Origin of the sequence: Undibacterium sp. Ji83W, from assembly GCF_049340385.1 — a bacterium.
Taxonomy (GTDB): Bacteria; Pseudomonadota; Gammaproteobacteria; order Burkholderiales; family Burkholderiaceae_D; genus Undibacterium.
The window spans coordinates 495,150-520,171 of sequence record NZ_JBMPOZ010000002.1 but is presented as its reverse complement, the minus strand read 5'-3'; the positions used below and the strand labels follow the sequence as shown (position 1 = coordinate 520,171).

Genomic DNA, 25,022 nt, shown 5'->3' with positions numbered 1-25,022 from the left:
GTTTTATATGTTTTAGCTCTGCTTCGTATCAATATCCCGAGAATTGCATATTTTTTACTAAGGATTCATAAATTAAATCCAATAAAACATCGGCTTAGGTCAGATTAAAGAAAATTGCGTTTTTGATGAATTGTTGCTTTTCGATATGCTTTTAAAGGCATTTTGCTTTTTTATTCAGACTGCAAGTAAGACTACATAACAGGTGGCGGTCTTATTTTTCGCACAATTTCAGCGCGCAGATGCACCGAAAAGTGGAGTTGGCATATTTAAAAGATCGTTTCGCATCATTTTCGCCAATTTTTTCTAATGTTTTCCTCAGCTCTGTGCACTGGAATAGTTAGCAAGTTTTCTTGTTCCTGACTTGTTTGACTTCGTGCGCATCTACCTCTGCCGGATTTGTAACTATTTAATTATTGGAATTCGTGCTTGGTTTTTTGTTTTTATCAGCTGGCACGTTATCTGCTACTCCACTTGGTGGAAGTTCGGTTTTTCTTTCCATGACCTCACCACTATCAGGAGAAAACATGTCACGTCGTACTGTTTTGAAAGCAACTGCTGTCGCCGCAATGACCCTGGCCGCTTCTGGCTGGCTTACGCAGGCACGGGCCGCCGATACCATCAAAGTCGGCATTCTGCATTCCCTGTCTGGCACTATGGCAATCTCGGAGACATCGCTCAAAGATGTGGCCCTGATGACGATAGATGAAATCAATGCCAAAGGTGGTGTCATGGGCAAAAAACTGGAAGCGGTGATCGTTGATCCTGCTTCTAACTGGCCATTGTTTGCCGAAAAAGCCCGCCAACTGGTATCGCAAGATAAAGTATCCGTGGTGTTTGGTTGCTGGACTTCGGTATCGCGTAAATCCGTATTGCCCGTCTTCAAAGAACTCAATAGCCTGCTGTTTTACCCGGTTCAATATGAGGGTGAAGAGCTGGAGAAGAATGTTTTCTACACAGGTGCTGCGCCTAACCAGCAAGCTATTCCTGCCACAGAATACCTGATGTCGAAAGAGGGTGGTGGTGCCAAGCGTTTTGTCTTGCTGGGTACTGACTATGTGTATCCACGCACCACCAACAAAATCCTGCGCGCCTTCCTGCATAGCAAGGGAGTCAAGGATACTGACATTGATGAAGTCTACACCCCATTCGGCCACTCTGATTACCAGACCATTGTTGCCAATATCAAGAAATTTGCTGCGGGTGGCAAGACTGCGGTTATCTCCACCATCAATGGTGACTCCAATGTTCCATTCTATAAAGAACTCGGCAACGCTGGCCTGAAGGCAACGGATGTGCCTGTCGTCGCATTCTCAGTCGGTGAAGAAGAATTGCGTGGTGTCGATACCAAGCCATTGGTGGGTCATCTGGCAGCCTGGAATTACTTCCAGTCTGTGAAAAACCCGGTGAATACCGAATTCATCAAGAAATGGAAAGACTATGCAGTTGCCAAAAAACTGCCTAATGCCGCAACAGTGGTGACCAATGATCCTATGGAAGCGACTTATGTAGGCATGTATATGTGGAAGCAGGCAGTTGAAAAAGCCAAGTCCACAGATACCGACAAAGTCATTGCTGCCATGGGCGGGCAAACTTTCAAGGCACCTTCCGGTTTTGAATTGACGATGGACAAAACCAATCATCACCTGCACAAGCCAGTCATGATAGGCGAGATCAAGGCGGATGGTCAGTTCAGCGTCGTCTATAAAACCAAGACACCTATCCGCGCGCAACCATGGAGCCCTTTCATTCCGGGCAATGAAGGCAAGCAGAAGCTGTAATTCAATAAGTGTTTAAGGATTGACGCAGACCACTCAGGGCTTTCACATCGATTGCCCTGGGTACTGTTCCTGATTTCCCATCCCTGACCTGGTTGCTTATGATATTTCGTAAAATCTGCACGAGCTTGGTCTTGCTCGTGTTCAGTCTGACAGCGCACGCTGCTATTGATGGCAAGCTCTTGCAGGCGTTGGCGGGTGAGGATCCTGATGCGCGTATTACCGCAGTCAATTCCATAGCAGCCCTGGGTAATGAAGAGGCGGCAGAAGTATTGACTGCACTGAAAAATGAAACTTTATTTGCCAAGGATGTCGCCGTCTATCTGGTAGATGGCGAACAGGCAAAGGATCTTAGCACTGGGAAAATGCAAAAGCTGCCGGATGATGCCGAGGCAATCACCATCAATAATCGTCTGCGTGCTGCCCTGGATAGTGCTCTGTCAGGCCTGAGATTATTTTCACCAGACAAAAATACCCGGCTCGTCGCTGCCACGGCACTGGAAAAAGAAGCAACGCCAGAGCAATTGCCCTTGCTGAACAAAGCCTATCTGAAAGAAAACGATAGCGAAATCAAATCTCGCCTGCAAATGCTGATTGCCACCGCCAATTTGCAAGCCAGTGACCCGGTGGTGCGCAAGGCAGCAGTCAAGGCTTTGCTGGATAGCCCCAACCCCAATTTAAAACCTGTGCTGCAAAAAATGCTGGCACAAAATCCCGATGGTAGTTACAACGAAGCGGATGCCAGCATACGCCTGGAGGCCGCCAATACATTGAATGCCATCGATGGTCGTCTCGCGCGCATGGAATTTGTCGGCAACCTGTTCTATGGTGTTTCCCTTGGCAGCGTATTATTGCTGGCTGCCCTGGGCCTGGCAATCACCTTTGGCCTGATGGGTATCATCAATATGGCGCATGGTGAATTGCTGATGATAGGCGCTTACACCACCTATGTCTGCCAGATGTTGTTCCGCAAATTCATGCCCGGTGCTGTGGATGCCTATTTGTTGCTGGCTCTGCCCGCTGCCTTTTTGGTCTCTGCCGCTGTTGGCATTTTGCTGGAAAGAACGGTGATACGCTGGTTATATGGTCGCCCGCTGGAGACTCTGTTATGCACCTGGGGTATCAGCTTGATTTTAATGCAGGCCGTGCGCTCGATTTTTGGTGCGCAAAATGTTGAAGTTGCCAATCCTTCCTGGATGTCTGGCGGTATCACGGTGCTGGGTTCTCTGGTGTTGTCTTACAACCGCATCATCATTATCTTTTTTGCCCTGTTCGTGGTGCTGGCAGTCTGGCTGATCTTGAACAAGACACGCCTTGGCTTGTTCGTGCGTGCCGTGACACAGAATCGCCGGATGGCTGATTGCGTAGGTGTGGCAACTGGCAAGATAGACATGCTGACTTTTGGTCTGGGCTCAGGAATTGCTGGTTTGGGTGGTGTGGCCTTGTCGCAATTGGGTAATGTCGGCCCTGACCTGGGGCAAAACTATATTGTTGATTCCTTCATGGTCGTGGTGTTGGGCGGGGTAGGGCAGTTGGCGGGTACCGTGATTGCGGCTTTTGGCCTGGGCGAAGTGAATAAATTCCTGGAGCCGGTGGCGGGTGCCGTTATGGCCAAGATCGTCATCCTGGTATTCATCATCATTTTCATACAACGCAGACCGCAAGGCTTGTTTGCGCTCAAGGGCAGGAGTGTGGAATGAGTGCGACTACAACAATTGCAACAGCAACGGGCCTGTTTTCCAGGCCTGCATGGACAGGCATATTGGTGTGTGCCGTGATTGCCGTACTGCTACCTATCCTCAATCTGAGTTTTCCTGCTGGCCATGTATTGCATATTTCCAGCTATACGATTGTCCTGGTTGGCAAGTTCATGTGTTATGCCCTGGCTGCGCTGGCGCTTGATCTGGTCTGGGGTTATACCGGGATTTTGTCCTTGGGACATGGGGTATTTTTTGCACTGGGTGCCTATGCGCATGGCATGTATTTGATGCGTGCGATTGGCCGGGATGGTGTCTATCAAAGCAATCTGCCTGACTTCATGGTCTTCCTGGACTGGAAAACTTATCCCTGGTATTGGGCGATGACCGACAGCTTCTGGTATTGCATGGCGCTAGTGGTGCTGGTGCCTGGTGTGCTGGCCTTTATCTTTGGTTTCTTTGCCTTTCGTTCCCGCATCAAGGGTGTGTATTTCTCCATCATCACCCAGGCCATGACATTTGCCTTCATGCTGCTGTTCTTCCGTAATAACACTGGCTTTGGCGGTAATAATGGTTTTACTGATTTCAAGCGCATTCTGGGCTTTACCATCACAGCACCTGGCACCAAGGCAGCCTTGTACCTGATTACCTTGCTGATTTTGCTATCAGCTTTGTTCCTGTGCCGCTGGATAGTCACTTCCAAGTTAGGGCGCGTACTACAGGCTGTGCGTGATTCAGAATCACGGCTGATGTTCATCGGCTATAACCCCTTGTGGTTCAAGCTGTTTGTCTGGACGCTGTCTGCCATACTCTGTGGTATTGCCGGGGCCTTGTATGCACCTCAGGTAGGTATTATCAACCCGTCTGAAATGTCGCCAGCCAATTCCATAGAAATGGTGATCTGGGCCGCGGTTGGCGGGCGTGGTACTTTGCTGGGACCTATCATCGGTGCTTTTACTGTCAATGGCCTGAAAAGCTGGTTCACTGCGGCTTTCCCTGACCTGTGGCTGTATGCACTGGGCTTGCTGTTCATACTGGTCACCTTGTTCATGCAGCAAGGTGTGTTGGGCCTGGTGAGCAAGTTCAAAAAACAGCGGGAGCCAGCATGACTTATATGATGAGTGGCGTCTTGAGACCAGGGCAGCAGTACGAGAGTGCTACTGGCGATCAGGGCGTATCTTATGGCCGCATCAAGCAGGAAGGTGTGGATACCACCCACGGCGCTATCCTCTACCTGGAAGATATCGTGGTTTCATTTGATGGTTTCAAGGCCATCAATAACTTGAACCTGGATATCTCGGTAGGTGAACTGCGCTGCATCATCGGCCCCAATGGTGCTGGTAAAACCACGATGATGGATGTGATCACCGGTAAAACCCGGCCCACATCCGGCACTGCATTCTTTGGCCAGACCATGGACCTGACACGTATGAGCGAAGTGGATATCGCCCATGCTGGCATAGGACGCAAGTTCCAGCGACCAACAGTGTTCGAGCAGCACAGTGTATTTGAGAATCTTGAGCTGGCCATGAAAATGGACAAGCGTGTCAAGACCACGCTGTTTGCTCGTTTGAACAGCGAACAAAAAGACAAGATCGCCGCCATCCTGCAATTGATACGTCTGGATGGACAAGAGCAAAGACAGGCCGGTTTGCTATCGCACGGCCAAAAGCAGTGGCTGGAGATAGGCATGCTGCTGATACAGGAACCGCAATTGATCTTGCTCGATGAGCCAGTGGCTGGCATGTCAGATGCAGAGACCGCACGCACTGCTGAATTACTCAATGAATTGCGCGGCAAGCATTCCATCATGGTAGTCGAGCATGATATGGGTTTTGTCACTGAAATTGCGCAACAGGGCAAAGTCACGGTATTACATGAGGGATCTGTACTTGCCGAGGGCACAATGGCACAAGTGCAGGCTGATGAACGCGTGATTGAAGTCTATCTGGGACGCTAATGAAAGCTAAGCATGCTTGAAGTCAAACAACTGCATCAGCATTACGGTTCCAGCCACACCTTGCGTGGCATTTCACTGTCACTGAAAAAAGGTGAGTGCATGGCTTTGCTGGGCCGTAATGGCGTCGGCAAGACCAGTTTGCTGAAATGCCTGATGGGTGTTTTGCCCGTCACTGAAGGGACGGTCACCTTTGAAGGCCGCGACATCAATAAGCTCTCGCCGCATGACAGGGCCAGGGCAGGAATAGCCTATGTGCCGCAAGGCCGTGAGATTTTTGCCCGTCTTACCGTCGAAGAAAACCTGCTCATGGGCATGGCTAGTCTGCCCGCACGCAAGGCAGGCAAAATCAAGGATGAGGTATATCAGCTTTTCCCCGTATTGAAAGAAATGCTGCACAGGCGTGGTGGTGATTTATCTGGCGGCCAGCAGCAACAGCTCGCCATCGCCCGCGCCTTGCTGGCCGAACCCAAGCTCATCATCCTGGATGAGCCTACTGAAGGCATACAACCATCCATCATCAAGGATATAGGTCGCGTTATCCGCCTGCTGCGTGAACGTGGCGACATTGGCATCTTGCTGTGCGAGCAGTATTTTGATTTTGCCCGCGAACTGGCAGATCATTTTGTCGTGTTGTCGCGCGGTGAAGTGGTGGCCTATGGCGGCCAGGAATTGATGGATGGTGATGACGTCAAGCGGCATCTGGCGGTATAGTGCAGTCTTTACCTCTCGCTAGCTGAATATGGATGTCTGCAGTCCCGCATTACCTTCAAGTATCACAAAATCACACTGGCAAGCCAGCCTGCAACTGGGCTTTAGCAAGGATGGCGATGTCACACGCCTGACGGAGCGCAAACACAACGGCCCCTTGCGTGTGCAAAAGCCTTTGTATCCTGAAGGTGATGCAGTTTGCCATGCCATCATCATCCATCCCCCAGGTGGAGTAGTCGGCGGCGACCAGTTAAAGGTTGATGTGAAGTTGGCTGCTGACACCCATGCACTGGTGACGACACCAGGTGCAGCGAAATGGTATCGCAGTAACGGCTACATATCAGCGCAACATGTCAATCTGAAACTTGATGCAGGTGCCAGGCTGGAATGGCTGCCGCAAGAAACCATCTTTTTTGACGATGCCTGTGTCGATTTGCAGCAGACCATACACCTGGCGGCAGATGCCAGGCTGATTGCGGCTGATATTTTCTGTTTTGGTCGCACTGCCTCTGGCGAGACCTATAACAGCGGCAGGATCAAGCAGCATTGCAGCATCTATCGTGAAGGCAGGATGATCTGGCATGAACAGGGCAGTTTGCAAGGTGGCAGTCCTGCCATGCAAAGTCCACTAGGTTTGAACGGCAAATCAGTGTCGGCGATGGTACTGGCTTCTGGTGCCATGCTGTCCGGTGAACAATTGCAGGTTTTGCGTGAACAAACATCGGCCTTATTGTCTGAGCGTGAAGCGGAAGCCATGTGCGGCGTCACGCAAATGAAGTCTGTCATCGTTGCACGCTACCTGGGCAACTCCAGTGAAGTTGCCCGGCTCTGGATGCAGATGGTGTGGCAGCATTTACGCCCTGTCGTGATTGGGTGTGATGCTAAAATTCCGCGCATCTGGAACACTTGATTCATAGCCTGCATTACGCTTGATGCAACCCAGACCTGCCAGGCTGGAACGAACTGCCACGTCCAGCGGTGTACGTGGCTCCTCACCCAAAAAGTCTACCAAAGCCTGGTTCGACATTTTGACTTCTGTACGCCAAAGGTAACGCATTTCCAGCATTTCCTTCAACGTTTGCTGGAAAGGTGCCAGCAGAGCGAAGACAGGCCATGGGAACCAGCTCGCTTTCAATGTTGGCTGGGCAGTGACGCGGCCAATTGCGGCAACCATTTGCTTGCCATCATGATCCCAATGGCCTTCCATGTGGAAGCGGGCAAAATTACCCAGTTCGTTTTCACGTTCCAGCAAACGCACCATGGTTTCTGCCACGTCCGGCAAGTACGCCCATTGATGACCAACGCCGGCACTGCCAGGGTAGCGCACTACACTCACTGGCTTGCCAGGTGTTACCAGGCCTTGTGAAAACCAGTTATTGGCTGCCTTGGGACCAAAGAAGTCACCAGCCCTGACGATGAGGGATTTGATACCCTTGCTGGCAGCCAGACGCAAACGGTGTTCCATCTCTACCCGGATTTTCCCTTTTTTGGTGATAGGGAACTGCGACGCGTTTTCTGCAATCAATGGAAAAGCATCTGGACCAAAATTATAAACCGTGCCTGGCAGCAGGATGCGTGCGCCACTGGCCTGGGCTGCTGCGATCGTGTTGTCTATCATAGGCAGTACCAGTTTTTCCCAGTCACGGTAGCCAGGTGGGTTGACAGCGTGGACGATGACAGATTTTCCGGCGGCAGCCTGCACCACATCGTCTTGTACCATGACATCACCTTTCATCCAGATATGCGCTGCCGTTTTATCTTTCACTTGATCAGGGTTGCGATGCAGAGTAGTGACTTGCCAGCCGCGCTGCATCAGCAAGCGCGCCACTTCACCACCTACGCCGCCAGTTGCACCTAATACCAGGGCTTGTTTATTTGTTTGCGCATTTGCGTGATTGCTGGATATTTGCTGATTCATTTTGTTACTCCTTAATGTTTGGTTGATGTAGTCATTGTGTATCTTTGCCAGGCTATATACAATTCTCTAAAACTGCATAGGTGATATACATTTCTGTATGGATGACAAAAATATACACTGGGACTATTACCGTACTGCCCTGGCGGTGCTGGAAGAAGGGTCGTTATCAGGCGCTGCCCGTGCCCTGGGTTTGACCCAGCCGACAGTGGGGCGGCATATCGAGGCTCTTGAACAGGCCTTGGGTACGAGTTTGTTTGTGCGCAATCAGTCTGGCCTGTCACCCACCATCGCCGCTTTGGCAATGAAGCCTTATGCAGAAAGCTTGCGGGCAACCGAAAGCGCCTTGCTGCGCAGTGTGTCTTCAGAAGCAAATGAGATAAGAGGCACAGTGCGTGTTACCGCATCAGAAGTCATGGGTGTAGAGATATTGCCAGGCATGCTGGCGGGCTTGCAGCAAAGCTATCCAGAACTAAGCATAGAACTACAAATAACCAACCACACGCAGGATTTGCTCAAACGTGATGCAGACATTGCCATACGCAACACCGAGCCCTTGCAAGATGCATTGATCGCCCGTCGTGCTGGTACGATCAGCCTGGGTTACTATGCTCATGTCGATTATCTGTCGCGCCATGGTATGCCAGCTGATTTGATGGCACTGAAAAACCATAGCGTGATCGGTTATGACCGGGAATTTCCCTATATCCGGGCTTTGCAAAAACGTTACCCGCAGGTGCAGCGCGCTGACTTTTCCTTGCGTGCTGATAGCGACCTGGTGCAGTTTGCTGCCATACGCAAAGCTTATGGCATAGGTATTTGCCAAGTTGGCTTAGCCCAGCAGCATACCCAGTTGCAACGGGTATTGGCAGATGAATTTCAAATCGATTTCCCAGTCTGGGTAGTCATGCATGAAGACTTGCGGTCCAGTCAACGTTACCGGACTACCTTTGATCATCTGGTCAAGGAGCTACAGACCCTGCTGCAGAAGGCGTGAAGTACTCAAACCTTGACCAGCAAGTGCGGATGCTGGGCAGACAGTTCCTGCCATGCGTCAAAACCGCCTGCAAATGGTCTGACATCTTTAAATCCCAACTGCCTCAGGGTATGCGCAGCGTGTACTGCGCCAGCATCGCCAGGGCAGGCACATATCGTAATGATCATTTCATTCTGCGACCAATGCCTGGCCGCATTGCCAACCTGTTTGACCTCGCTGACCATGGCATGGGGTATGGTCCCTGTTTCTGCAATCAGCGCCGGGCTGCGCAAATCGATGATATGGGGCAGGGCGCTGGTTTTCAGCGTGTCTGACATTTCAGTCGCACTGAAGTGAGGGATGGACGCTAGTTTTTCAAAGCGTTTCTTTTGCCAGAATTTCCAGGCCAGCCAGCTCAATACCAGGGCAATAAAAATTGCCGCAATACGTATGCCCTGTGCCGATAAAAATACCAGACCAGCTTCAATTTGCGCCTGCAAGGCAAAGCCTGCCAGCAAAGCCAGCCCCGCCCATAAAGCTGCGCCTGCGGCAGACGCCAGCATGAAAGACGTACGCGGCATACCCAAAGCACCTGCTACCGGTGGTGCCACAGTAGAGAAGCCGGGGATGAATTTGCCCACCACCAGCGACCATACGCCCCAGCGATGAAAGCGTGCTTCCGTCTGGTTCACACAAGACCCAGGGTTGATTGACATCTTGCATAAAAACTTCAGCACGCTATAGCCAAACTTCTTGCCTGCCTGATACCAGATCAGGTCAGCAATCAGCGAAGCGGCTACTGCTGCCATCAACAAAACCAGTAATTGCCCTGACTGTGTGGCCTGGCTGGCATTGAACATCATGGTCGGCACTGCTGGCACAGGCAAGCCCAGTTGCTGCAGCAAGACGTTGACAAACACCATCAAACTATCGTTTTGACGAAAAAAATCTGCCAGCCAGCCTTGTTGCATATGCAATTCCATTAGTAATCATGCTGTGAACCGGCATAGAACGGTAAATGTAAAATCCGTATATGTTTATGCCTCAGTGAACCCCTATTGTAGGGCATTGCAAGACTTTGCATATCATGCATGTGATGCCTGTTGCAAACTGCGCAGCCACTTTTCAACGGTATTCGAGATTTCCAGATCAGGCAGCCAGTCCATGCGCTGATGATCCAGCCCTGGCGAGCAACTCTGCATATCTGGCTGAATCGACATTCGAGCCGCAAACAATCACTGCCACCCGTTTGCCTGCGAGTCGTTCGCGCAAGGGGCCAAACAAGCCTGCCGTGGCAACCGCTGCAGCAGGTTCGGCCACCAGTTTGACGTCATGGTATAAATCCGACATCGCAGTACAGATTTCGTCATCACTGACCCTGACAATCTCATCCACAAAACGCTGGCATACTCTGAAACTATAATCCATGGCATATGGTGCGCAGAGACTGTCGGCTATGCTGTCAACCTCCTTTAGTTTCTCTGGCTGACCAGACTGGAAACTGCGGTACATGGCATCTGCACCATAAGGTTCAACCCCATACACGGCGCAATGTGGTGCCAGTTGTTTGACTGCAGAAGCAATGCCGCCACATAGACCGCCACCACCGATAGGCACGATCACTGCATCCAGTTGCACCACCTGCTGCATCAGTTCCAGTCCCACAGTTGCAGTGCCTAGTGCGGTCAGTGGCCCGTCATAAGGGTGGATCATGGTGCGCTGCTCTTCTTCAACGATGCGCTGTCCAAGTGCGAATGCCTTATGCATGTCCGCTTCCAGTATCACTTCTGCACCATCCTGTCGACAAGCCTTGATACGGGTAGGGCTGGCATGACGTGGTAGCACCACCTTGCAAGACACGCCTGCCAGTTTGGCCGCATAGGCAACTGCCATTGCATGATTGCCTGCGCTGACAGCAACCACACCACGCTCACGCGCATCTGCATCCAGCGCAGATATGCAATTCAAAGCCCCGCGCAATTTGAACGTACCAGTTTTTTGGAATAACTCCAGTTTTAGCCAGACTTCAGTGTCAGGCTCCAGTTTGTCCAGGGCAGACCCGGTTTGCCAGTGCCAGACTGGAGTATGCAAAACCTGTTGCGACAGCATGGCAGCAGTCTTGCGAATATCTGCCAGCGAAGGATAAGGAAAGCCTGCACTCTGTAAGGTGGATGACAAAGATGAGGGGGCGTGCGAAGGCCTGTCTGTAGCGACATGAGACATAAAAACTCCAGGATAAGAATCAGCAGAAAAGAATCAGAGAGGGCGCGAGCGTACCTATGCCCGATCCATCAGAACAGGATGAGCTGAAGGGCCGCCAGGCACCGGCATACGCCGTAGCTTAACGACCCCGGATAATTCGAATAATGGAAATGTCGCAGATGGAGGAGGCAGACAACGCAAGCCTGCAAACGACAACAGATGCGGCTTCAATAGCGCATGAGTTCGTGTTCAGCAGAGGACGGGTAATTGCTTGCATAGGAAAACTGTAACCGATCTTGCAGGGGATGGCAAGAGGGTATTTTACAAATGCATCCTGCGAACATTTGCAAAAAAACGATTCATAGAGACTCCCAATTTAAAATTTCATCATCAGCATCAGTTCTGATAACTGAGTTCATGGCCTTGGCGATGAAAATGATTTTAATCCGAATTTCATTCAATGGATCTTCGAAACTTTCTTGATACTTTGTACGTAACTTTCCCCTATTGTGTCGAAAAAAAGGAAGCCATCTGTCCTTGACCAGAATTTCAACTTCTCCATCGCCAGCAAAAACATTTACTTTTGATGCATCTACTGGATTGACTGCGATGTGCGCCTCAGTTCGGAATCTTAGGTCTGCTTGTGTTGCAACGAACTGAAACCACTCTTCGATGGAGATCGGTGCTGCCAATCTGTCACGTCTTTCGATAATTAACTCTATTCCCATATTTTTCTGTCTGTTGATTTTATTTGCCATAAGCAAATGTGATCTGACGAGGCCAGGATATAACTACGGTCATCGTCAGATCACATGGAAAACCAATTATTCAATTCAAGGTTTCTTTTCCTCACGCCTCTCAACGACGATTTTTGGTACCGCAGGTATTTCTTTCACAGTATAACCCTCAGGTACCGCAAATAATGTCGCCGCAGGTTCTGTGCGTTTCAAATTATTCAGCTTGTAATTCCATTCACCTGTACGTGGGTCCGTCTGTTTTGCATAGACTGTCATTTGCAGTTCTGGTGAGTACCAGCTTTCCGAACTGACGGTGATAGGATTTTTATTGCCGACTTCGCCAGCAGGAATTTGGTAGGAGCGCATTTTGCCTTCCGCGCGTACGCCATCAATGTCACGGCTACCCAGGTCTTTTGTGTTTCCTTTTGCTGTCCAGCGGTTATCCAGGAATGCCATGGACATGGGGCTAAGTGCCATGAGGCTGGTGAAATTGCCTGATGTCGAGCTAAGGCTGGTATGAAGAGCTGGGATGTCGCTAGCGTTGCCAGCACGGATCACTCTGACCTGGACTTCTTCGCGCACGTCTTTGCTGCCTTCGGCTTTGTCACCGCTGGTTTTACGTTCTATGCGTTTGACGATAACTTCGTCACCACTGCGCTGGGTTTCTACGCTGACGGTTTTTCCTTCCTGTTTCAGTTTGTCCAGTTTTTCTTTGGTCGCATCAAGTTTCTCTCTGACGTTGGCCATTTTTTCATCAAGGTCTTTACCCATGTGCATTTTGGTGGCCATCTTTTTTTCTGGCATAAGGATGTAGCGCAGATTTTCAACCGGGTCCATGATGACAACATGCTGGATATTTCCTTTGCTGTCGCGTGCTTCCTGGCGAGTGCGGCCTGCGGCATCGCGGTAGCTTAAGCTGCTGGTTTTATTGCTGATCTGGTTGCCATCGGCCAGGGTCTGGGTTTTTTCTGTGACGATTTCTGCGCTATAAGGTGCATTTTTAATTGGCTTGATACTGTGCACGCCCTGCATGCTAACAAACGCCTGGCTCATGGCGTCAGACACGATTTTGTTGATGTTTTTTGAGTCGGGTATATCTGCCAGTGCCAGCATGGGTGGCATAGAGGGCATAGGTGACATTGCTGGCATCGGTGGAATGGGCGGCATCGGTGGTACTGCAGGCACCTGTATGATTTCCACGTGGCGACGCACAGGTTTTTCTTCGCTTGAGTTTGCAGTGTCACTGTCTGTATTGGCATGTGCCATGGCCCAGGCAGAGCTTAACAATATGAAGAGTGGCAGTTTGGTTTTCATGATACTTCCTTTTCTGTGTGTCGTTTGTTTTTTGATCTTGCTTACTTCAAGAGTCGCATGGCCAATGGTTCTCCATCGGCAGCGACCAGCATTTGCGCCTGCACCATGTCACCGGCTATTTCTGGCGAGACTGGCATGCCCAGGCTGGCGAGCCAGGCAGCCGGGACTTCTGCTTCCAGCATGCTTGGTGTTTCGTTATTCAGGCGCTCCAGCGGTACCAGTGCGACGAAAGGGGGAAGCTCTGTACTTGAAACAGTGGTGCTGTCCGGCGTCAATTGATGCTGCGATGCAGGGAACATGACCGTCAGCATGACCAGACCAAAGCTGCCACTCAGCGTCAGCAAACCTGCCAGCCACGGGCGCAAACGTCTGCTGCGTGCCTGTTTTTTATCCTTGGCCTGTTGCTTGGCGAAAGCTTGCAATAAAGTCTGCTCAATCGCAACTGGCGTATTCAGCTCCTGCAAATCTTTGCGCAAGAGGCTGAACTGCTGGTCCAGCACGGCATCTGTATTGCTGGCGTCCTGTGGGGTATTCATAAGGTCTTTCATCTTTGTGTTCCGGTTTTTGCTGCTGCGTCAGGTCGCCAGCCCAGTCTTTCGCTATATTCCAATATAGCGGCCCGCGCCCTTGACAGACGTGAGCGCACTGTTCCTATATCTATGTCGCAAATCACGGCTATCTCTGCGTACGACAGTTCCTGCAATTCATACAAGATAATAACGTCACGATAATGGGGGCGCAGTACCGCTACTGCTTGCCGCACATGCTCAGTCATTTGCTGATGGAAGATGGCGTCCGCCGGTTCTGTTGTTTCACTCATCAAAACTTCTTCTCCATCTTCTTCGCTATAACCTGGTAATGGCTGGCGGCGGCGTTCTGTCTGGTCCTGTTTCAGTAGTAAATTCCTGGCTACGCCAAACAAAAAATTCTGCAAGCTGCCCTTGCCTGCGTCATATCGGTAAGACTTGCTCAGCAAACCCATGAAAACGTCCTGCACCACGTCCGCTGCCAGCGCACTCTGACCACATCGCATCAGGGCATAGCGATAGATAGGCCCCTGATGACGCTGGTACAGACGTTGAAATGCAGCAACATCACCGTCGCGCATTTGTGTCAGCAAGCTGGAATCTGTCTCTTGGTTATCCACGTTTATTTGTTGGTTGTTTTAAGGTATTACCCTCAGGGGCATTAAAAGTTCCAATTATTTTCGCGCTATCTGCATTTATATGAAATGCACTAACTTGGTGAGATTGCGCCTTTGTTTGGTGCGCATTTTTGCAATCCAGCCTATTTGCCCTTGGTTCAAAACTTGCTGTGTTGCTTTTTATAATGTTTTTAGAGGGATGGCCTGTCACTTATGTGGACTTGCTTGTTATTTTGCAAATGGCGATAAATAATAAGTTTGGTGATAGCACAGACAATAAGCGAAAGAAGATATGGATCTGACACCCAGAGAAAAAGATAAGTTGCTGATATTTACCGCCGCCTTGTTGGCAGAGCGGCGCAAGGCGCGTGGCCTGAAGCTGAATTATCCAGAAGCAGTCGCCCTGATCACCGCTGCCATCATGGAAGGTGCGCGCGATGGCCGGACGGTGGCAGAACTGATGTCGGAAGGCACGCAAATACTCAGTCGTGCCGATGTCATGGAAGGCGTGCCGGAAATGATTCCTGATATCCAGGTCGAAGCGACATTCCCGGATGGCAGCAAACTGGTTACCGTCCATCACCCCATTCCTTAGGAGAAAACCATGATACCAGGCGAAACCCTGATAGAGGATGGGGACATAGAACTGAATGTCGGTCGTGCTGTCGTCAGCATTACTGTAGCCAATAGCGGTGACAGGCCGATACAGGTAGGCTCCCATTTTCATTTTTATGAAACCAATCCTGCACTGCAATTTGAGCGCCAACTGGCTTATGGCATGCGCCTCAATATTGCTGCCGGTACGGCCATACGTTTTGAACCGGGGCAGCAGCGCAGCATAGAGCTGGTGGCTTTGGCGGGTGACCGGAAAGTCTATGGCTTTAGCGGTAAAGTCATGGGGGCGCTATGAAAATTTCACGTCATGCTTATGCTGAGATGTTCGGACCAACCACGGGTGATCGCATCCGCCTGGCAGACACTGGTCTGTTCATAGAAATTGAAAAAGACTTTGCCATCTATGGTGAAGAAGTGAAATTTGGCGGTGGCAAGGTGATACGCGATGGCATGGGCCAATCACAAAGACCGCATGCTGAAGTCATGGATACCGTCATCACCAATGCTGTCATCATTGATCACTGGGGCATAGTCAAGGCAGATATAGGCATAAAAAATGGCTTGATTGCCTGTATAGGAAAAGCTGGTAACCCAGACATACAGTCCGGCGTTGACATGGCCATTGGTGGCGCGACCGAAATTATTGCTGGTGAAGGCAAGATCGTGACTGCTGGTGGTATCGATTCGCATATCCATTTCATTTGCCCGCAGCAGATAGAAGAAGCATTGATGAGTGGCGTCACCACCATGCTGGGCGGCGGTACTGGCCCGGCCACTGGCACGGCAGCCACCACCTGTACGCCTGGCCCCTGGCATATGCATTCGATGCTGATGGCGGCAGATGCGTTTCCCATGAACCTGGGTTTTATGGGCAAGGGCAATGTCAGCCTGCCTTTGCCGCTGGAAGAGCAGGTCAGAGCCGGTGCCATAGGTCTGAAGCTGCATGAAGACTGGGGCACGACTCCGCAAGCCATCGACAATTGCCTGACTGTGGCAGACCAGATGGATGTGCAGGTTGCCATCCACAGTGATACGCTGAACGAAGGCGGCTTTCTGGAGCACACCCTGGCGGCATTCAAGGACAGGACTATCCACACCTTCCATACCGAAGGTGCAGGTGGTGGTCATGCTCCGGATATTATTGCGGCGGTGGGTGAGGCGAATGTGTTGCCATCATCCACCAATCCTACCCGACCCTATACCGTCAATACCCTGGACGAGCATCTCGACATGCTCATGGTTTGTCACCATCTGGACCCGGCAATTGCAGAAGACATTGCCTTTGCCGAATCACGCATACGGCGTGAAACCATTGCTGCGGAAGATATTTTGCATGATATCGGTGCCATTTCGATGATGTCTTCCGATTCCCAGGCCATGGGCCGTGTGGGTGAAGTCATCATGCGTACCTGGCAAACGGCAGACAAGATGAAGCAGCAGCGTGGTTCGCTGGCAGAAGACAATGCGCGTCATGACAACTTCCGCGTCAAACGCTATATCGCCAAATACACCATAAATCCTGCACTGACCCATGGCATTGCCCATGCAGTTGGTTCGCTGGAAGTAGGCAAGATTGCCGATATCGTCTTGTGGAAGCCAGCTTTCTTTGGCGTGAAGCCATCGATGATCATCAAGGGTGGCATGATCGCGGCTGCCCAGATGGGTGACCCGAATGCGTCGATACCAACACCGCAGCCTGTGCATTACCGCATGATGTTTGGTGCATTTGGAGGTGGTCTGAAAAAGTCGTTTACCTTTGTCTCGCAGGCGGGGCTGGATGCTGGTCTGGCAGAACAGCTGAAGCTGAACAAGACCCTGATCGCTGTCAAGAACACGCGTCAGATTCGCAAGAAGGACATGATACACAATAGCCTGACGCCAAGAATGGAAGTCGATTCCGAAACCTATGAAGTCCGTGCCAATGGCGAGTTGCTGGTGTGTGAACCGGCAAAAATCCTGCCCATGGCCCAACGTTATTTTTTATTTTAAACAATGCTCACATTACAAACAAAGATAGAGACTGCAGACAGCATCGACGGGCAACTGGTTTTGCCGTATGAATTACGTGAAAAAAGCCGTTTGCGTGCCACCCTTGCCAGCGGAGAAGATGTGGCCGTGTTCACCGTGCGCGGTACAGTCATGCGCCATGGTGACTTGATGCTGGGTAATGATGGCCGCGTGATAGAAGTCATTGCGGCTGCTGAACCTACGTATAAAGTGGAATGTGATACTGCCTTCAATTTATTGCGCTGTGCTTTTCATTTGGGTAACCGGCATACCCAGGCCCAAGTCGGCGATGGGTTCTTGCGCATACGCAAGGACCCGGTGCTGAAGGAAATGCTGCAAGGTCTGGGCGCAGTCGTCACTGAAGAGCAGGCCAGTTTTGAGCCGGAATCTGGAGCGTATGGTGGCGGCCATCATCATGGTGGCGATGACGGGCATCCGCATAATCCACTGGCACCGATACCTTTGCGCCAGCGCATACATCGTCCTTCAGACAGCAAGGCTTGAGCATGCAATCTGCGGCCTTACTTCATCTCCTGCAACTGGCCAGCCCATCTTTGCCCATCGGTGCCTATAGCTATTCGCAAGGCATGGAAGCCGCTATAGAAAAAGGCCTGGTACGTAACGAAGCCACAGCCAGGGAGTGGATTATCAATTGCCTGCATGAAGTGGTGGCCCGTTTCGAAGCGCCAATACTCTGGCGCTTGTTACAGGCTTTTGAGAGCAGGGACCTGGCTGCAGTATCGCACTGGACAGGTTTGTTCATTGCCGCCAGGGACACCTCAGAATTTCGGGCAGAGAGCATACAGATGGGTTATTCGCTGGGCAAACTGGTGAATGACTTGAAGATTGCCGATGCTGAGTTACTGGCGATTTTGCTGGCACAGCATGAATTACCTTTGCCCACGGCCATGGCAGCCGCAGCAGTTGCCTTGCAGGTGCCGCCGGAATCGGTTTTGCTGGGTATGCTGTTTTCATGGGCAGAAAATCAGGTGCTGGTAGGGGTGAAATCCATTCCCCTTGGTCAGGTGTCCGGGCAGCGTTTACTGCTTTCGCTGCGACCTGAACTGGAAAAAGCTGCAAGGCTGGCGCAAGAACTGGAAGATGATCAGCTATCGAACTGGGCACCGGGGCTGTCTTTGCTGTCCATGCAGCATGAGGTGCAATACAGCCGCTTGTATAGATCATAAAAATTAAAAACAGGAAACGAATAGATGAACACCCAAAATTTAAGCTCCCCGGAACCAAATCCCCTGCGCGTAGGCATAGGTGGCCCGGTCGGCTCCGGCAAAACTGCACTCTGCGAAATGCTTTGCAAAAGCATGCGTGATCATTATGAAATGGCCGTTATCACCAATGACATCTACACCAAGGAAGACATGGAAATCCTGCTGCGTGCAGATGCATTGCCTGCCGAGCGTTTGATGGGGGTGGAAACAGGCGGTTGCCCTCACACCGCCATACGTGAAGATGCATCCATCAACCTGGAAGCCATAGCACGCATGAGTGCAGATTTTCCTGACCTTGATTTGATACTGGTAGAGTCTGGCGGTGACAATTTGGCGGCCACCTTCAGCCCTGAACTCTCAGACCTGACCATCTATGTCATCGATGTAGCCGGTGGCGAAAAAATCCCGCGCAAGGGCGGGCCAGGCATTACCCGCTCTGATCTGCTGATCATCAATAAAACCGACCTGGCACCACATGTAGGTGCCAATCTCGACATCATGGCACAAGACGCCAAGCGCATGCGTGGCGAACGCCCCTTTGTATTTACCAATCTGCGTACAGGCGACGGGTTGGAAGCAGTGGTCAGCTTTATTCGTCAGCAAGGCATGCTGGACGAAGTTAAAAACTAATTTTCAATCTGGATTTGGAGTTAAATATGAAACTTAATAAATTGCGTTGCCTGTATGTGGTCGCAGCCTTGGGCAGTGCCATGATTTCATTGCCAGCTATGGCGCATGACAGTGTGCTGCATTCCATGAATGCCCTGCAGGATGGTTTTCTCCATCCATTTACCGGGTTCGACCATTTGCTGGCCATGCTGGCAATAGGTATCTGGGCGGCGCAACAAAAACATGGGCGTGCCTGGTTGATACCAGCCAGTTTTCCCTTGATGATGATTGCTGGCGGTGCGCTGGCTTTGGCAGGCATCGCATTACCTGGAGTGGAGCACGGTATCGCGGCCTCAGTGCTTATCCTTGGTTTGTTGATCAGTTTTGCGGTCAAATTGCCTGTTAGTGCAGGCGTCGCTTTGGTGTCCATATTTGCAATGGCGCATGGCTATGCACACGGTCAGGAAATGCCAGCGAATGAATCTGCGGTGTTGTATGGTGCAGGTTTCGTACTGGCGACGGCCCTGATTCATGCTGCGGGCTGGTTTGCCAGCAATATTACGCAAAAAATGCTCACTGGCAAATTGCCACGTTTTGCTGGTGTGGGTATTGCCCTCGCGGGTGCTTTTTTTCTGTCCTCACTTGCCTGAACTTTGCTTGATTCTTTCCCGTAGTCTCCAAGTTTTGTCTGATGGACAAGGATGAGTGAATTATCCTTGTCTGCCCCTCTTGTCACACAGTAATAATCGACTGTGCCGATTTCGTCTTTCAAAATGCATACAAACATCAAGACAGGGCCTCTTTGCAGGCTTACACTTTGTCATGTTCGAATCTGGCAGCGCGTGAAATAAGTTTGCAAATAGCTTATATTTACTGTGATCGATTTCTTCGCGATTTGTCAGCATCAGGTTCTTTGATTGATTTTCAAAAATTGACCGGTTTTATCCGGAGACAAGGCAAATATCATGTGGCAAGGCGTCATTCCCGCAGTTACGACAAAATTCAACCAGGACGATACGCTGGACTTCAAGGAAATGGAACGCTGCTTCCGTTATTTGATGGATGCCGGCTGTGATGGTCTGATCGCTTGCGGTTCTCTGGGCGAAGGCCCTTTGTTATCGCATGCCGAGCGTATCGATGTGCTGAAATTGACAAAAGAAGTGACAGGCAACAAACCTGCCATTTTGACCGTCGCCGAGGCGGCAACACGCGACGCCTGTGCCCTGGCAGAAAAAGCTGCCAAAGCTGGCGCGGATGGCTTGATGGTTGTGCCTAGCACCATCTATCACACCAATCATCGCGAAACCGTAGCAACCTTGCGCAGCATCGCTGCAGCCGGTGATTTGCCTGTCATGATTTATTCCAACCGTCTGGCTTATCGCGTTGATGTGACGACAGACATGTTGGAAGAACTGGCTGATGATGCACGTTTTGTGGCAGTAAAAGAATCTTCTGACGATATCCGCCGTACTACAGAAATCATCAATCGCCTGGGTAGCCGTTATGACTTGTTCACTGGCGTAGATAACCTGGCTTTTGAGGCCTTGACTGCAGGTGCAACAGGCTGGGTAGCTGGTCTGGTGGTGGCTTTCCCGCATGAGACAGTCGCCATTTACCGTCTCATCAAGGCTGGCCGTTATAACGAAGCGCTCGATATCTACCGCTGGTTCCGTCCTTTGCTGGACCTGGATGTCTCCACTTATCTGGTACAAAACATCAAGCTGGTAGAAACATTGGCCCTCGATTCCAATGACCGCGTGCGTGCGCCGCGTCTGCCACTGGAAGGTGCTCTGCGTACCCGTGTAGAGCAAGTGGTCAGCGCTTCTCTCGCCAATCGTCCGGTTTTGCCAACATTTAACTGATATTTTTAAGTTGATGTGATGGCACAGGAAACATATCAATGAAAACGACAGTATGTGTCATTGGTGCCGGCATAGTCGGCACCACCTGTGCCTTGAAAATGCAGGAAGAAGGCTATCAGGTCAGTTTGATTGATGCGGCATCCCCTGGCTGTGGAGTAACTGCAGTAGGTATGGGGCACCTGGTCGCTTTGGACGAAACTGAGCAAGAGCTGGACTTGTGCCTGCTGTCTTTGCGTATGTGGAAAGACTTCTTCACTGAATTTCCAGGTACAGGTGAAGTCAGTCAATGTGGCACCTTGTGGGTGGCAGAAAACGAAGACCAGCTTTCGGAGGCACATCATCGTGCGCAAGCAATGAATGCGCGGCTATGGCGTGCCGAAGCCTTGACTGGTGAGCAGGTGCAAAAACTGGAACCTGCTTTGCGTCCCGGTCTTGCTGGTGGCGTCAGGGTGTTTGGCGATAGCGTGGTGTACCCGCCCAAACTCGCACATTTCATGGCTCAGCTTTTGGTCAAGCGTGGTGGTAATCTGATTCTGGGCAACCGTGTTGCACAGCTAGCAGCAAACCAGTTGATTTTTGCTGATGGCAGCAAGCTGACTGCAGATATCATCATCGTCGCTGCCGGGCTGGAAGTAGCCAGGCTCTTGCCTGAAATTGCCGTGTTTGGCCGTAAAGGCCATTTGGCGATTACTGACCGCTATCCCGGTCGTCTTTCACATCAAATCGTCAGCATGAATTATGGTCAGGCAGCAGTTACTGCAGATGCACTGGCCGTGGCGGCCAATGTGCAGCCGCGCAGCAACGGGCAATGGTTGATCGGTTCTTGCAGACAGGATGGGCAAACCAACAACAGCCTGGACCCCAAAGTACTGGGTGCTGTCTTGCAGTCCGCCATGAAGCTATTGCCTTGCCTGGCCGACATGCAAATCATACGCGCCTGGGCAGGCATGCGTCCGGCATCGCCCGACGGTCATCCCATTATCGGGCCTCATCCTGAACTGCCAGGCGTCTGGCTGGCAGCAGGGCATGAAGGGCTGGGTGTGACGACGGCCATGGCGACAGCAAAAATGCTGGCAGACCAGATTGCCGGGCGGGCAGGGGAAATAGATCATCAGCATTATTCGCCTGAACGTTTTTTTCCTGTGCGGGAGTTGAAATATGCGTGAGCACGGCCCGGACACAAAAATAATCGCAAAAATCTGGATTAATGGCTCTCCCTTTGAGGCCACAACAGAAATGAGTGTGGCTGCGGCCCTGATGCGGTATGACAATATGCAAACACGTCAGTCGGTTTCTGGTCAGCCGCGGTTTGCCGTATGCGGCATGGGCATATGTCAGGAGTGCCGGGTGCGTATCAATGGTCAGCCGCATAAACTGGCTTGCCAGGAATACTGTCGCTCGGGCATGGTGATCAATACCGAAGCTACTGGTACAGGAGCCTGAATATGGTATCAGCGATTTTACCGTTTTCCACGGATATCCTCATCATAGGTGCCGGTCCTGCGGGCCTGGCAGCGGCACTGGCTGCAGCCAACCAGTCGTCCATCATCACCGTTATTGATGAAAATCAGGCGCCTGGCGGACAAATCTGGCGCGGTGGTCCTGCTTCATGGAGAGACAAGCGTGCGCATGACTTGTGGCGTGCTTTGGCAAATTGCCTGAATGTGCGCATGGTCTATGGTGTGCGTATTGTTGCTGCTATTTCTGACAAGGAATTTTTGCTCGAAACTTCAGATGGCGCCAAAAAAATAAAATGGAACAAACTGATTATCTGTAGCGGTGCCCGTGAGTTGCTCTTACCTTTCCCCGGCTGGACTTTGCCCGGCGTTACTGGTGCCGGTGGCTTGCAAGCCTTGATCAAGGGCGGCATGCCAGTGGAAGGCAAGCGCGTCGCTGTTGCCGGTAGCGGGCCCCTGCTGCTGGCAGTAGCGGAGACGGTCATACGTGCTGGCGGTCAGGTCGTCAGTATCATAGAAACAAAAAACAGCAAAAATTTACGTCAATTTTTCTGGGCCTTGCTCAAGTCGCACCGCAGCAAGCTGTTGCAGGCACTGAAATTGTTCTGGCAACTTAAGTTTGTGTATTACCGCCATGACGCCAGAGTGGTCAAGGCACATGGCGAGCAATGCCTGCTGGGAATCAGCCTGCAACATGGTGACAAAAAAATTGACTTGATCTGTGATTTGCTGGCCTGTGGATTTGGTTTGTTACCCAACCTGGAAATCGGTACCCTGTTGGGGTGTCAGATCAGGGATGGCAGCATCGTTGTCGATGCTAATCAGGCTAGTACGCGTGCCGATGTCTGGGTGGCAGGCGAGGCTTGCGGTATAGGCGGTGTTGACAAGGCTTTGGCAGAAGGGCACATTGCCGGTCTGGCTGCGATTGGGCAGGCGGCTGAGCAAGATGATATTGCACGCCGGACCCATGCAAGGCAATTTGCCGATTTACTCAAGCAGAGTTTTGCAACAGACGACAGCCTGCGCAAGTTATGCAAGTCAGATACGCTGGTCTGTCGCTGTGAAGATGTCAGCGCCAGGCAATTACGCGAACATGGCGACTGGCGTACCGCAAAGCTGATGACCAGGGCAGGTATGGGCGCATGCCAGGGGCGTATTTGTGGTGCGGCCTGTCAGTTCATGTTTGGCTGGGATGCGCCGGGGCTGAGACAACCGGTTTTCCCGACAAAAACATCAACTCTCGCTGCCCTTGGTAGCGCAGCAGGTGATGTTGAGCAATAAGACTGAAAAGCAAGACTGAACAATAAGACTATAAAACAAGGAAAAATAAAGATGAAACAACTATATATCAACGGTAGCTGGCATGATGGTGCAAACGTAACTGTCACTCACAGCCCCTCTGACTTGAGCGAAGTGGTAGGCGAGTACGCCAGCGCAGGTGTCGAGCAGGTAGAGTTGGCGATTGCTGCTGCGCGCGATGCGGCAGAAGGCTGGCGCAATTCTGGTGTGCAGCAAAGGGCAGATGCGCTTGACAAGATAGGCACAGAAATCAATGAACGCAAGGCAGAACTCGGCAGTCTGCTGGCACGTGAAGAAGGCAAAACCCTGCCAGAAGCGATAGGTGAGGTTGGCCGTGCAGCAGCTATCTTCAAATTCTTTGCTCAGGAAGCCTTGCGCATACGCGGCGACAAACTGGCCTCGGTACGCCCGGGTGTGGATGTCGATGTCACCCGTGAGCCGGTAGGCGTCGTCGGCATCATCGCCCCCTGGAATTTCCCTATCGCCATTCCTGCCTGGAAAGCTGCACCGGCGCTGGCCTATGGCAATACTGTTATTTTGAAACCGGCAGAGCTGGTGCCAGGTTGCTCCTGGGCCATGGCCGAGATCATTAGCCGTTCTGGTTTGCCAGCAGGCGTATTCAATCTCTTGTCCGGCCCTGGCCGTATTGTTGGTGAGGCATTGAGCAAGGACAGCAGGGTGGATGCCATCAGCTTTACTGGTTCCGTTGGCACCGGTAGCCGGGTGCTGGCAGCTTGCGCCGCACGCCGCGCCAAGGTGCAACTGGAAATGGGGGGGAAGAACCCACTGGTGATATTGGCAGATGCTGATCTGGATGTAGCCGTCAATGCAGCAATTCAGGGCTCTTATTTTTCTACTGGCCAGCGCTGCACGGCATCTTCACGCCTCATCGTTGATGAGAGAATTTACCCGGCATTTGTGGCCGCGATGATCGATAAATTGAAGAGCCTGAAAGTAGGACATGCCTTGCAGGCAGGCATAGATATAGGCCCGGTAGTCGATAAGTCTCAACTGGACCAGGATTTACGTTATATTCAGATAGCCAAAGATGAAGGGGCCAAACTGGCCTTTGGTGGTGAACGCCTGTCACGCGATACTGATGGCTATTTCCTGAACCCGGCTTTGTTCGTTGATTGCGATCCGGCCATGCAACATACGAGGGAAGAGATTTTTGGCCCGGTTGCGTCCGTCATCCCTGCCAAAAACTATGAGCATGCGTTGCAACTGGCAAATGATACTGAATTTGGCCTGACAGCTGGTATTTGCACGACATCATTGAAATACGCCACTCACTTCAAGCGCCATGCCCGTGCGGGTATGGTCATGGTCAACTTGCCTACGGCGGGAGTTGACTATCATGTTCCATTTGGTGGCAGCAAGGCATCCAGCTATGGTGCACGTGAACAAGGTAGTGCTGCTGTGGAATTCTTTACTACGATGAAGACCAGTTATACCGGTAGCTGATCTTTTATCGCGCTATAGCAAGCAAAAAAGCAGCTAACGGCTGCTTTTTTGCTTT

At 51.3% G+C, this 25,022-nt stretch carries 26 protein-coding genes; 19 read left to right on the top strand and 7 right to left on the bottom strand.

What is annotated here, in order from left to right:
• Nucleotides 1-524: 524 nt before the first annotated feature.
• From urtA to ACO0LD_RS06445, 6 genes are all read left to right on the top strand, one after another.
• Nucleotides 525-1,778 carry an urea ABC transporter substrate-binding protein gene (gene urtA / locus ACO0LD_RS06470; RefSeq protein WP_423004901.1) on the top strand — a complete coding sequence of 418 codons (1,254 nt, stop codon included), beginning with the start codon at nt 525-527 and terminating at the stop codon, nt 1,776-1,778.
• A 98-nt stretch (nt 1,779-1,876) separates the two neighbouring features.
• The gene (gene urtB / locus ACO0LD_RS06465) at nt 1,877-3,475 is read left to right on the top strand and encodes an urea ABC transporter permease subunit UrtB (RefSeq protein WP_423004899.1); all 1,599 of its coding nucleotides are present in this window, start codon (nt 1,877-1,879) and stop codon (nt 3,473-3,475) included.
• Nucleotides 3,472-4,581, top strand: coding sequence for an urea ABC transporter permease subunit UrtC (gene urtC / locus ACO0LD_RS06460; protein ID WP_423004897.1), 1,110 nt, complete (start codon nt 3,472-3,474; stop codon nt 4,579-4,581). Before urtB ends, urtC begins: the two co-directional genes overlap by 4 nt.
• 5 nt (nt 4,582-4,586) lie before the next feature.
• Nucleotides 4,587-5,432 (top strand): urea ABC transporter ATP-binding protein UrtD, encoded by an 846-nt coding sequence (gene urtD, locus ACO0LD_RS06455; RefSeq protein WP_423005047.1) that lies wholly within the window; start codon nt 4,587-4,589, stop codon nt 5,430-5,432.
• Nucleotides 5,433-5,444: 12 nt separating this feature from the next.
• Nucleotides 5,445-6,143 (top strand): urea ABC transporter ATP-binding subunit UrtE, encoded by a 699-nt coding sequence (gene urtE / locus ACO0LD_RS06450; RefSeq protein WP_422640600.1) that lies wholly within the window; start codon nt 5,445-5,447, stop codon nt 6,141-6,143.
• 28 nt (nt 6,144-6,171) lie between these two features.
• Nucleotides 6,172-7,050 carry an urease accessory protein UreD gene (locus ACO0LD_RS06445; protein ID WP_423004895.1) on the top strand — a complete coding sequence of 293 codons (879 nt, stop codon included), beginning with the start codon at nt 6,172-6,174 and terminating at the stop codon, nt 7,048-7,050.
• Here ACO0LD_RS06445 and ACO0LD_RS06440 read toward each other — a convergent pair.
• Entirely contained in the window at nt 6,994-8,058 is a 1,065-nt protein-coding gene (locus ACO0LD_RS06440) for an NAD(P)H-binding protein (RefSeq protein WP_423004893.1), read from the bottom strand. The genes ACO0LD_RS06445 and ACO0LD_RS06440 overlap by 57 nt on opposite strands.
• A 97-nt stretch (nt 8,059-8,155) precedes the next feature.
• Between ACO0LD_RS06440 and ACO0LD_RS06435 the strand changes: the two genes are divergently transcribed.
• Nucleotides 8,156-9,052, top strand: a complete 897-nt coding sequence (locus tag ACO0LD_RS06435; protein WP_423004891.1) for a LysR family transcriptional regulator — start codon at nt 8,156-8,158, stop codon at nt 9,050-9,052.
• A gap of 5 nt (nt 9,053-9,057) precedes the next feature.
• Here the strand turns inward: ACO0LD_RS06435 and ACO0LD_RS06430 are convergent, their stop codons facing one another.
• The 6 genes from ACO0LD_RS06430 to ACO0LD_RS06405 form a co-directional block, all read right to left on the bottom strand.
• Nucleotides 9,058-10,002: a VTT domain-containing protein gene (locus tag ACO0LD_RS06430; protein ID WP_423004889.1), complete on the bottom strand. Its 945-nt coding sequence runs from the start codon at nt 10,000-10,002 to the stop codon at nt 9,058-9,060.
• A gap of 178 nt (nt 10,003-10,180) precedes the next feature.
• Nucleotides 10,181-11,140 carry a threonine ammonia-lyase gene (locus ACO0LD_RS06425; protein WP_423005045.1) on the bottom strand — a complete coding sequence of 320 codons (960 nt, stop codon included), beginning with the start codon at nt 11,138-11,140 and terminating at the stop codon, nt 10,181-10,183.
• A gap of 452 nt (nt 11,141-11,592) precedes the next feature.
• Nucleotides 11,593-11,991: a hypothetical protein gene (locus ACO0LD_RS06420; protein WP_423004887.1), complete on the bottom strand. Its 399-nt coding sequence runs from the start codon at nt 11,989-11,991 to the stop codon at nt 11,593-11,595.
• Between the two features lie 75 nt (nt 11,992-12,066).
• The gene (locus ACO0LD_RS06415; RefSeq protein WP_423004885.1) at nt 12,067-13,284 is read right to left on the bottom strand and encodes a hypothetical protein; all 1,218 of its coding nucleotides are present in this window, start codon (nt 13,282-13,284) and stop codon (nt 12,067-12,069) included.
• 41 nt (nt 13,285-13,325) lie between these two features.
• Nucleotides 13,326-13,820, bottom strand: a complete 495-nt coding sequence (locus ACO0LD_RS06410) for a hypothetical protein (RefSeq protein ID WP_423004883.1) — start codon at nt 13,818-13,820, stop codon at nt 13,326-13,328.
• Nucleotides 13,821-13,828: 8 nt separating this feature from the next.
• Nucleotides 13,829-14,431 carry an RNA polymerase sigma factor gene (locus tag ACO0LD_RS06405; RefSeq protein ID WP_423004881.1) on the bottom strand — a complete coding sequence of 201 codons (603 nt, stop codon included), beginning with the start codon at nt 14,429-14,431 and terminating at the stop codon, nt 13,829-13,831.
• A 289-nt stretch (nt 14,432-14,720) separates the two neighbouring features.
• Between ACO0LD_RS06405 and ACO0LD_RS06400 the strand changes: the two genes are divergently transcribed.
• From ACO0LD_RS06400 to ACO0LD_RS06345, 12 genes are all read left to right on the top strand, one after another.
• The gene (locus ACO0LD_RS06400; protein ID WP_110253278.1) at nt 14,721-15,023 is read left to right on the top strand and encodes an urease subunit gamma; all 303 of its coding nucleotides are present in this window, start codon (nt 14,721-14,723) and stop codon (nt 15,021-15,023) included.
• Between the two features lie 9 nt (nt 15,024-15,032).
• Complete coding sequence (locus tag ACO0LD_RS06395; protein WP_305260214.1) at nt 15,033-15,338, top strand: urease subunit beta; 306 nt, start codon at nt 15,033-15,035, stop codon at nt 15,336-15,338.
• On the top strand, nt 15,335-17,032 hold the full coding sequence (gene ureC, locus ACO0LD_RS06390; protein WP_423004879.1) for an urease subunit alpha: 1,698 nt from the start codon (nt 15,335-15,337) through the stop codon (nt 17,030-17,032). The genes ACO0LD_RS06395 and ureC overlap by 4 nt, the downstream gene beginning before the upstream one ends.
• 3 nt (nt 17,033-17,035) lie before the next feature.
• Complete coding sequence (ureE, locus tag ACO0LD_RS06385) at nt 17,036-17,554, top strand: urease accessory protein UreE (RefSeq protein ID WP_423004877.1); 519 nt, start codon at nt 17,036-17,038, stop codon at nt 17,552-17,554.
• Between the two features lie 2 nt (nt 17,555-17,556).
• Nucleotides 17,557-18,237: an urease accessory protein UreF gene (locus ACO0LD_RS06380; protein WP_423004875.1), complete on the top strand. Its 681-nt coding sequence runs from the start codon at nt 17,557-17,559 to the stop codon at nt 18,235-18,237.
• Between the two features lie 24 nt (nt 18,238-18,261).
• The gene (ureG, locus tag ACO0LD_RS06375) at nt 18,262-18,906 is read left to right on the top strand and encodes an urease accessory protein UreG (RefSeq protein ID WP_422949721.1); all 645 of its coding nucleotides are present in this window, start codon (nt 18,262-18,264) and stop codon (nt 18,904-18,906) included.
• Between the two features lie 26 nt (nt 18,907-18,932).
• Nucleotides 18,933-19,535 carry a HupE/UreJ family protein gene (locus ACO0LD_RS06370; RefSeq protein ID WP_423004873.1) on the top strand — a complete coding sequence of 201 codons (603 nt, stop codon included), beginning with the start codon at nt 18,933-18,935 and terminating at the stop codon, nt 19,533-19,535.
• Between the two features lie 315 nt (nt 19,536-19,850).
• Nucleotides 19,851-20,747, top strand: coding sequence for a dihydrodipicolinate synthase family protein (locus tag ACO0LD_RS06365; protein ID WP_423004871.1), 897 nt, complete (start codon nt 19,851-19,853; stop codon nt 20,745-20,747).
• A 38-nt stretch (nt 20,748-20,785) separates the two neighbouring features.
• Nucleotides 20,786-21,913 carry an NAD(P)/FAD-dependent oxidoreductase gene (locus ACO0LD_RS06360; RefSeq protein WP_423004869.1) on the top strand — a complete coding sequence of 376 codons (1,128 nt, stop codon included), beginning with the start codon at nt 20,786-20,788 and terminating at the stop codon, nt 21,911-21,913.
• Nucleotides 21,906-22,190, top strand: coding sequence for a 2Fe-2S iron-sulfur cluster-binding protein (locus ACO0LD_RS06355; RefSeq protein ID WP_423004867.1), 285 nt, complete (start codon nt 21,906-21,908; stop codon nt 22,188-22,190). The genes ACO0LD_RS06360 and ACO0LD_RS06355 overlap by 8 nt, the downstream gene beginning before the upstream one ends.
• Before the next feature lie 2 nt (nt 22,191-22,192).
• Nucleotides 22,193-23,485 carry an FAD-dependent oxidoreductase gene (locus tag ACO0LD_RS06350; protein ID WP_423004865.1) on the top strand — a complete coding sequence of 431 codons (1,293 nt, stop codon included), beginning with the start codon at nt 22,193-22,195 and terminating at the stop codon, nt 23,483-23,485.
• Between the two features lie 51 nt (nt 23,486-23,536).
• The gene (locus ACO0LD_RS06345) at nt 23,537-24,967 is read left to right on the top strand and encodes an aldehyde dehydrogenase family protein (protein ID WP_423004863.1); all 1,431 of its coding nucleotides are present in this window, start codon (nt 23,537-23,539) and stop codon (nt 24,965-24,967) included.
• Nucleotides 24,968-25,022: the final 55 nt, after the last annotated feature.

Excerpts from the sequence above, each read along its gene's own strand:
- ACO0LD_RS06360 (WP_423004869.1), top strand. The coding sequence starts at position 20,786 with ATGAAAACGACAGTATGTGTCATTGGTGCCGGCATAGTCGGCACCACC.
- ACO0LD_RS06370 (WP_423004873.1), top strand. The coding sequence starts at position 18,933 with ATGAAACTTAATAAATTGCGTTGCCTGTATGTGGTCGCAGCCTTGGGC.
- ACO0LD_RS06365 (WP_423004871.1), top strand. The coding sequence starts at position 19,851 with ATGTGGCAAGGCGTCATTCCCGCAGTTACGACAAAATTCAACCAGGAC.
- ACO0LD_RS06445 (WP_423004895.1), top strand. The coding sequence starts at position 6,172 with ATGGATGTCTGCAGTCCCGCATTACCTTCAAGTATCACAAAATCACAC.
- ACO0LD_RS06355 (WP_423004867.1), top strand. The coding sequence starts at position 21,906 with ATGCGTGAGCACGGCCCGGACACAAAAATAATCGCAAAAATCTGGATT.
- ureC (WP_423004879.1), top strand. The coding sequence starts at position 15,335 with ATGAAAATTTCACGTCATGCTTATGCTGAGATGTTCGGACCAACCACG.
- ureE (WP_423004877.1), top strand. The coding sequence starts at position 17,036 with ATGCTCACATTACAAACAAAGATAGAGACTGCAGACAGCATCGACGGG.
- ACO0LD_RS06350 (WP_423004865.1), top strand. The coding sequence starts at position 22,193 with ATGGTATCAGCGATTTTACCGTTTTCCACGGATATCCTCATCATAGGT.
- ACO0LD_RS06440 (WP_423004893.1), bottom strand. The coding sequence starts at position 8,058 with ATGAATCAGCAAATATCCAGCAATCACGCAAATGCGCAAACAAATAAA.
- ACO0LD_RS06425 (WP_423005045.1), bottom strand. The coding sequence starts at position 11,140 with ATGCTGTCGCAACAGGTTTTGCATACTCCAGTCTGGCACTGGCAAACC.
- urtB (WP_423004899.1), top strand. The coding sequence starts at position 1,877 with ATGATATTTCGTAAAATCTGCACGAGCTTGGTCTTGCTCGTGTTCAGT.
- urtA (WP_423004901.1), top strand. The coding sequence starts at position 525 with ATGTCACGTCGTACTGTTTTGAAAGCAACTGCTGTCGCCGCAATGACC.
- ACO0LD_RS06400 (WP_110253278.1), top strand. The coding sequence starts at position 14,721 with ATGGATCTGACACCCAGAGAAAAAGATAAGTTGCTGATATTTACCGCC.
- ACO0LD_RS06380 (WP_423004875.1), top strand. The coding sequence starts at position 17,557 with ATGCAATCTGCGGCCTTACTTCATCTCCTGCAACTGGCCAGCCCATCT.
- ACO0LD_RS06395 (WP_305260214.1), top strand. The coding sequence starts at position 15,033 with ATGATACCAGGCGAAACCCTGATAGAGGATGGGGACATAGAACTGAAT.
- ureG (WP_422949721.1), top strand. The coding sequence starts at position 18,262 with ATGAACACCCAAAATTTAAGCTCCCCGGAACCAAATCCCCTGCGCGTA.
- ACO0LD_RS06345 (WP_423004863.1), top strand. The coding sequence starts at position 23,537 with ATGAAACAACTATATATCAACGGTAGCTGGCATGATGGTGCAAACGTA.
- ACO0LD_RS06420 (WP_423004887.1), bottom strand. The coding sequence starts at position 11,991 with ATGGCAAATAAAATCAACAGACAGAAAAATATGGGAATAGAGTTAATT.
- ACO0LD_RS06415 (WP_423004885.1), bottom strand. The coding sequence starts at position 13,284 with ATGAAAACCAAACTGCCACTCTTCATATTGTTAAGCTCTGCCTGGGCC.
- ACO0LD_RS06435 (WP_423004891.1), top strand. The coding sequence starts at position 8,156 with ATGGATGACAAAAATATACACTGGGACTATTACCGTACTGCCCTGGCG.
- ACO0LD_RS06430 (WP_423004889.1), bottom strand. The coding sequence starts at position 10,002 with ATGCAACAAGGCTGGCTGGCAGATTTTTTTCGTCAAAACGATAGTTTG.
- urtD (WP_423005047.1), top strand. The coding sequence starts at position 4,587 with ATGATGAGTGGCGTCTTGAGACCAGGGCAGCAGTACGAGAGTGCTACT.
- urtE (WP_422640600.1), top strand. The coding sequence starts at position 5,445 with ATGCTTGAAGTCAAACAACTGCATCAGCATTACGGTTCCAGCCACACC.
- ACO0LD_RS06410 (WP_423004883.1), bottom strand. The coding sequence starts at position 13,820 with ATGAATACCCCACAGGACGCCAGCAATACAGATGCCGTGCTGGACCAG.
- urtC (WP_423004897.1), top strand. The coding sequence starts at position 3,472 with ATGAGTGCGACTACAACAATTGCAACAGCAACGGGCCTGTTTTCCAGG.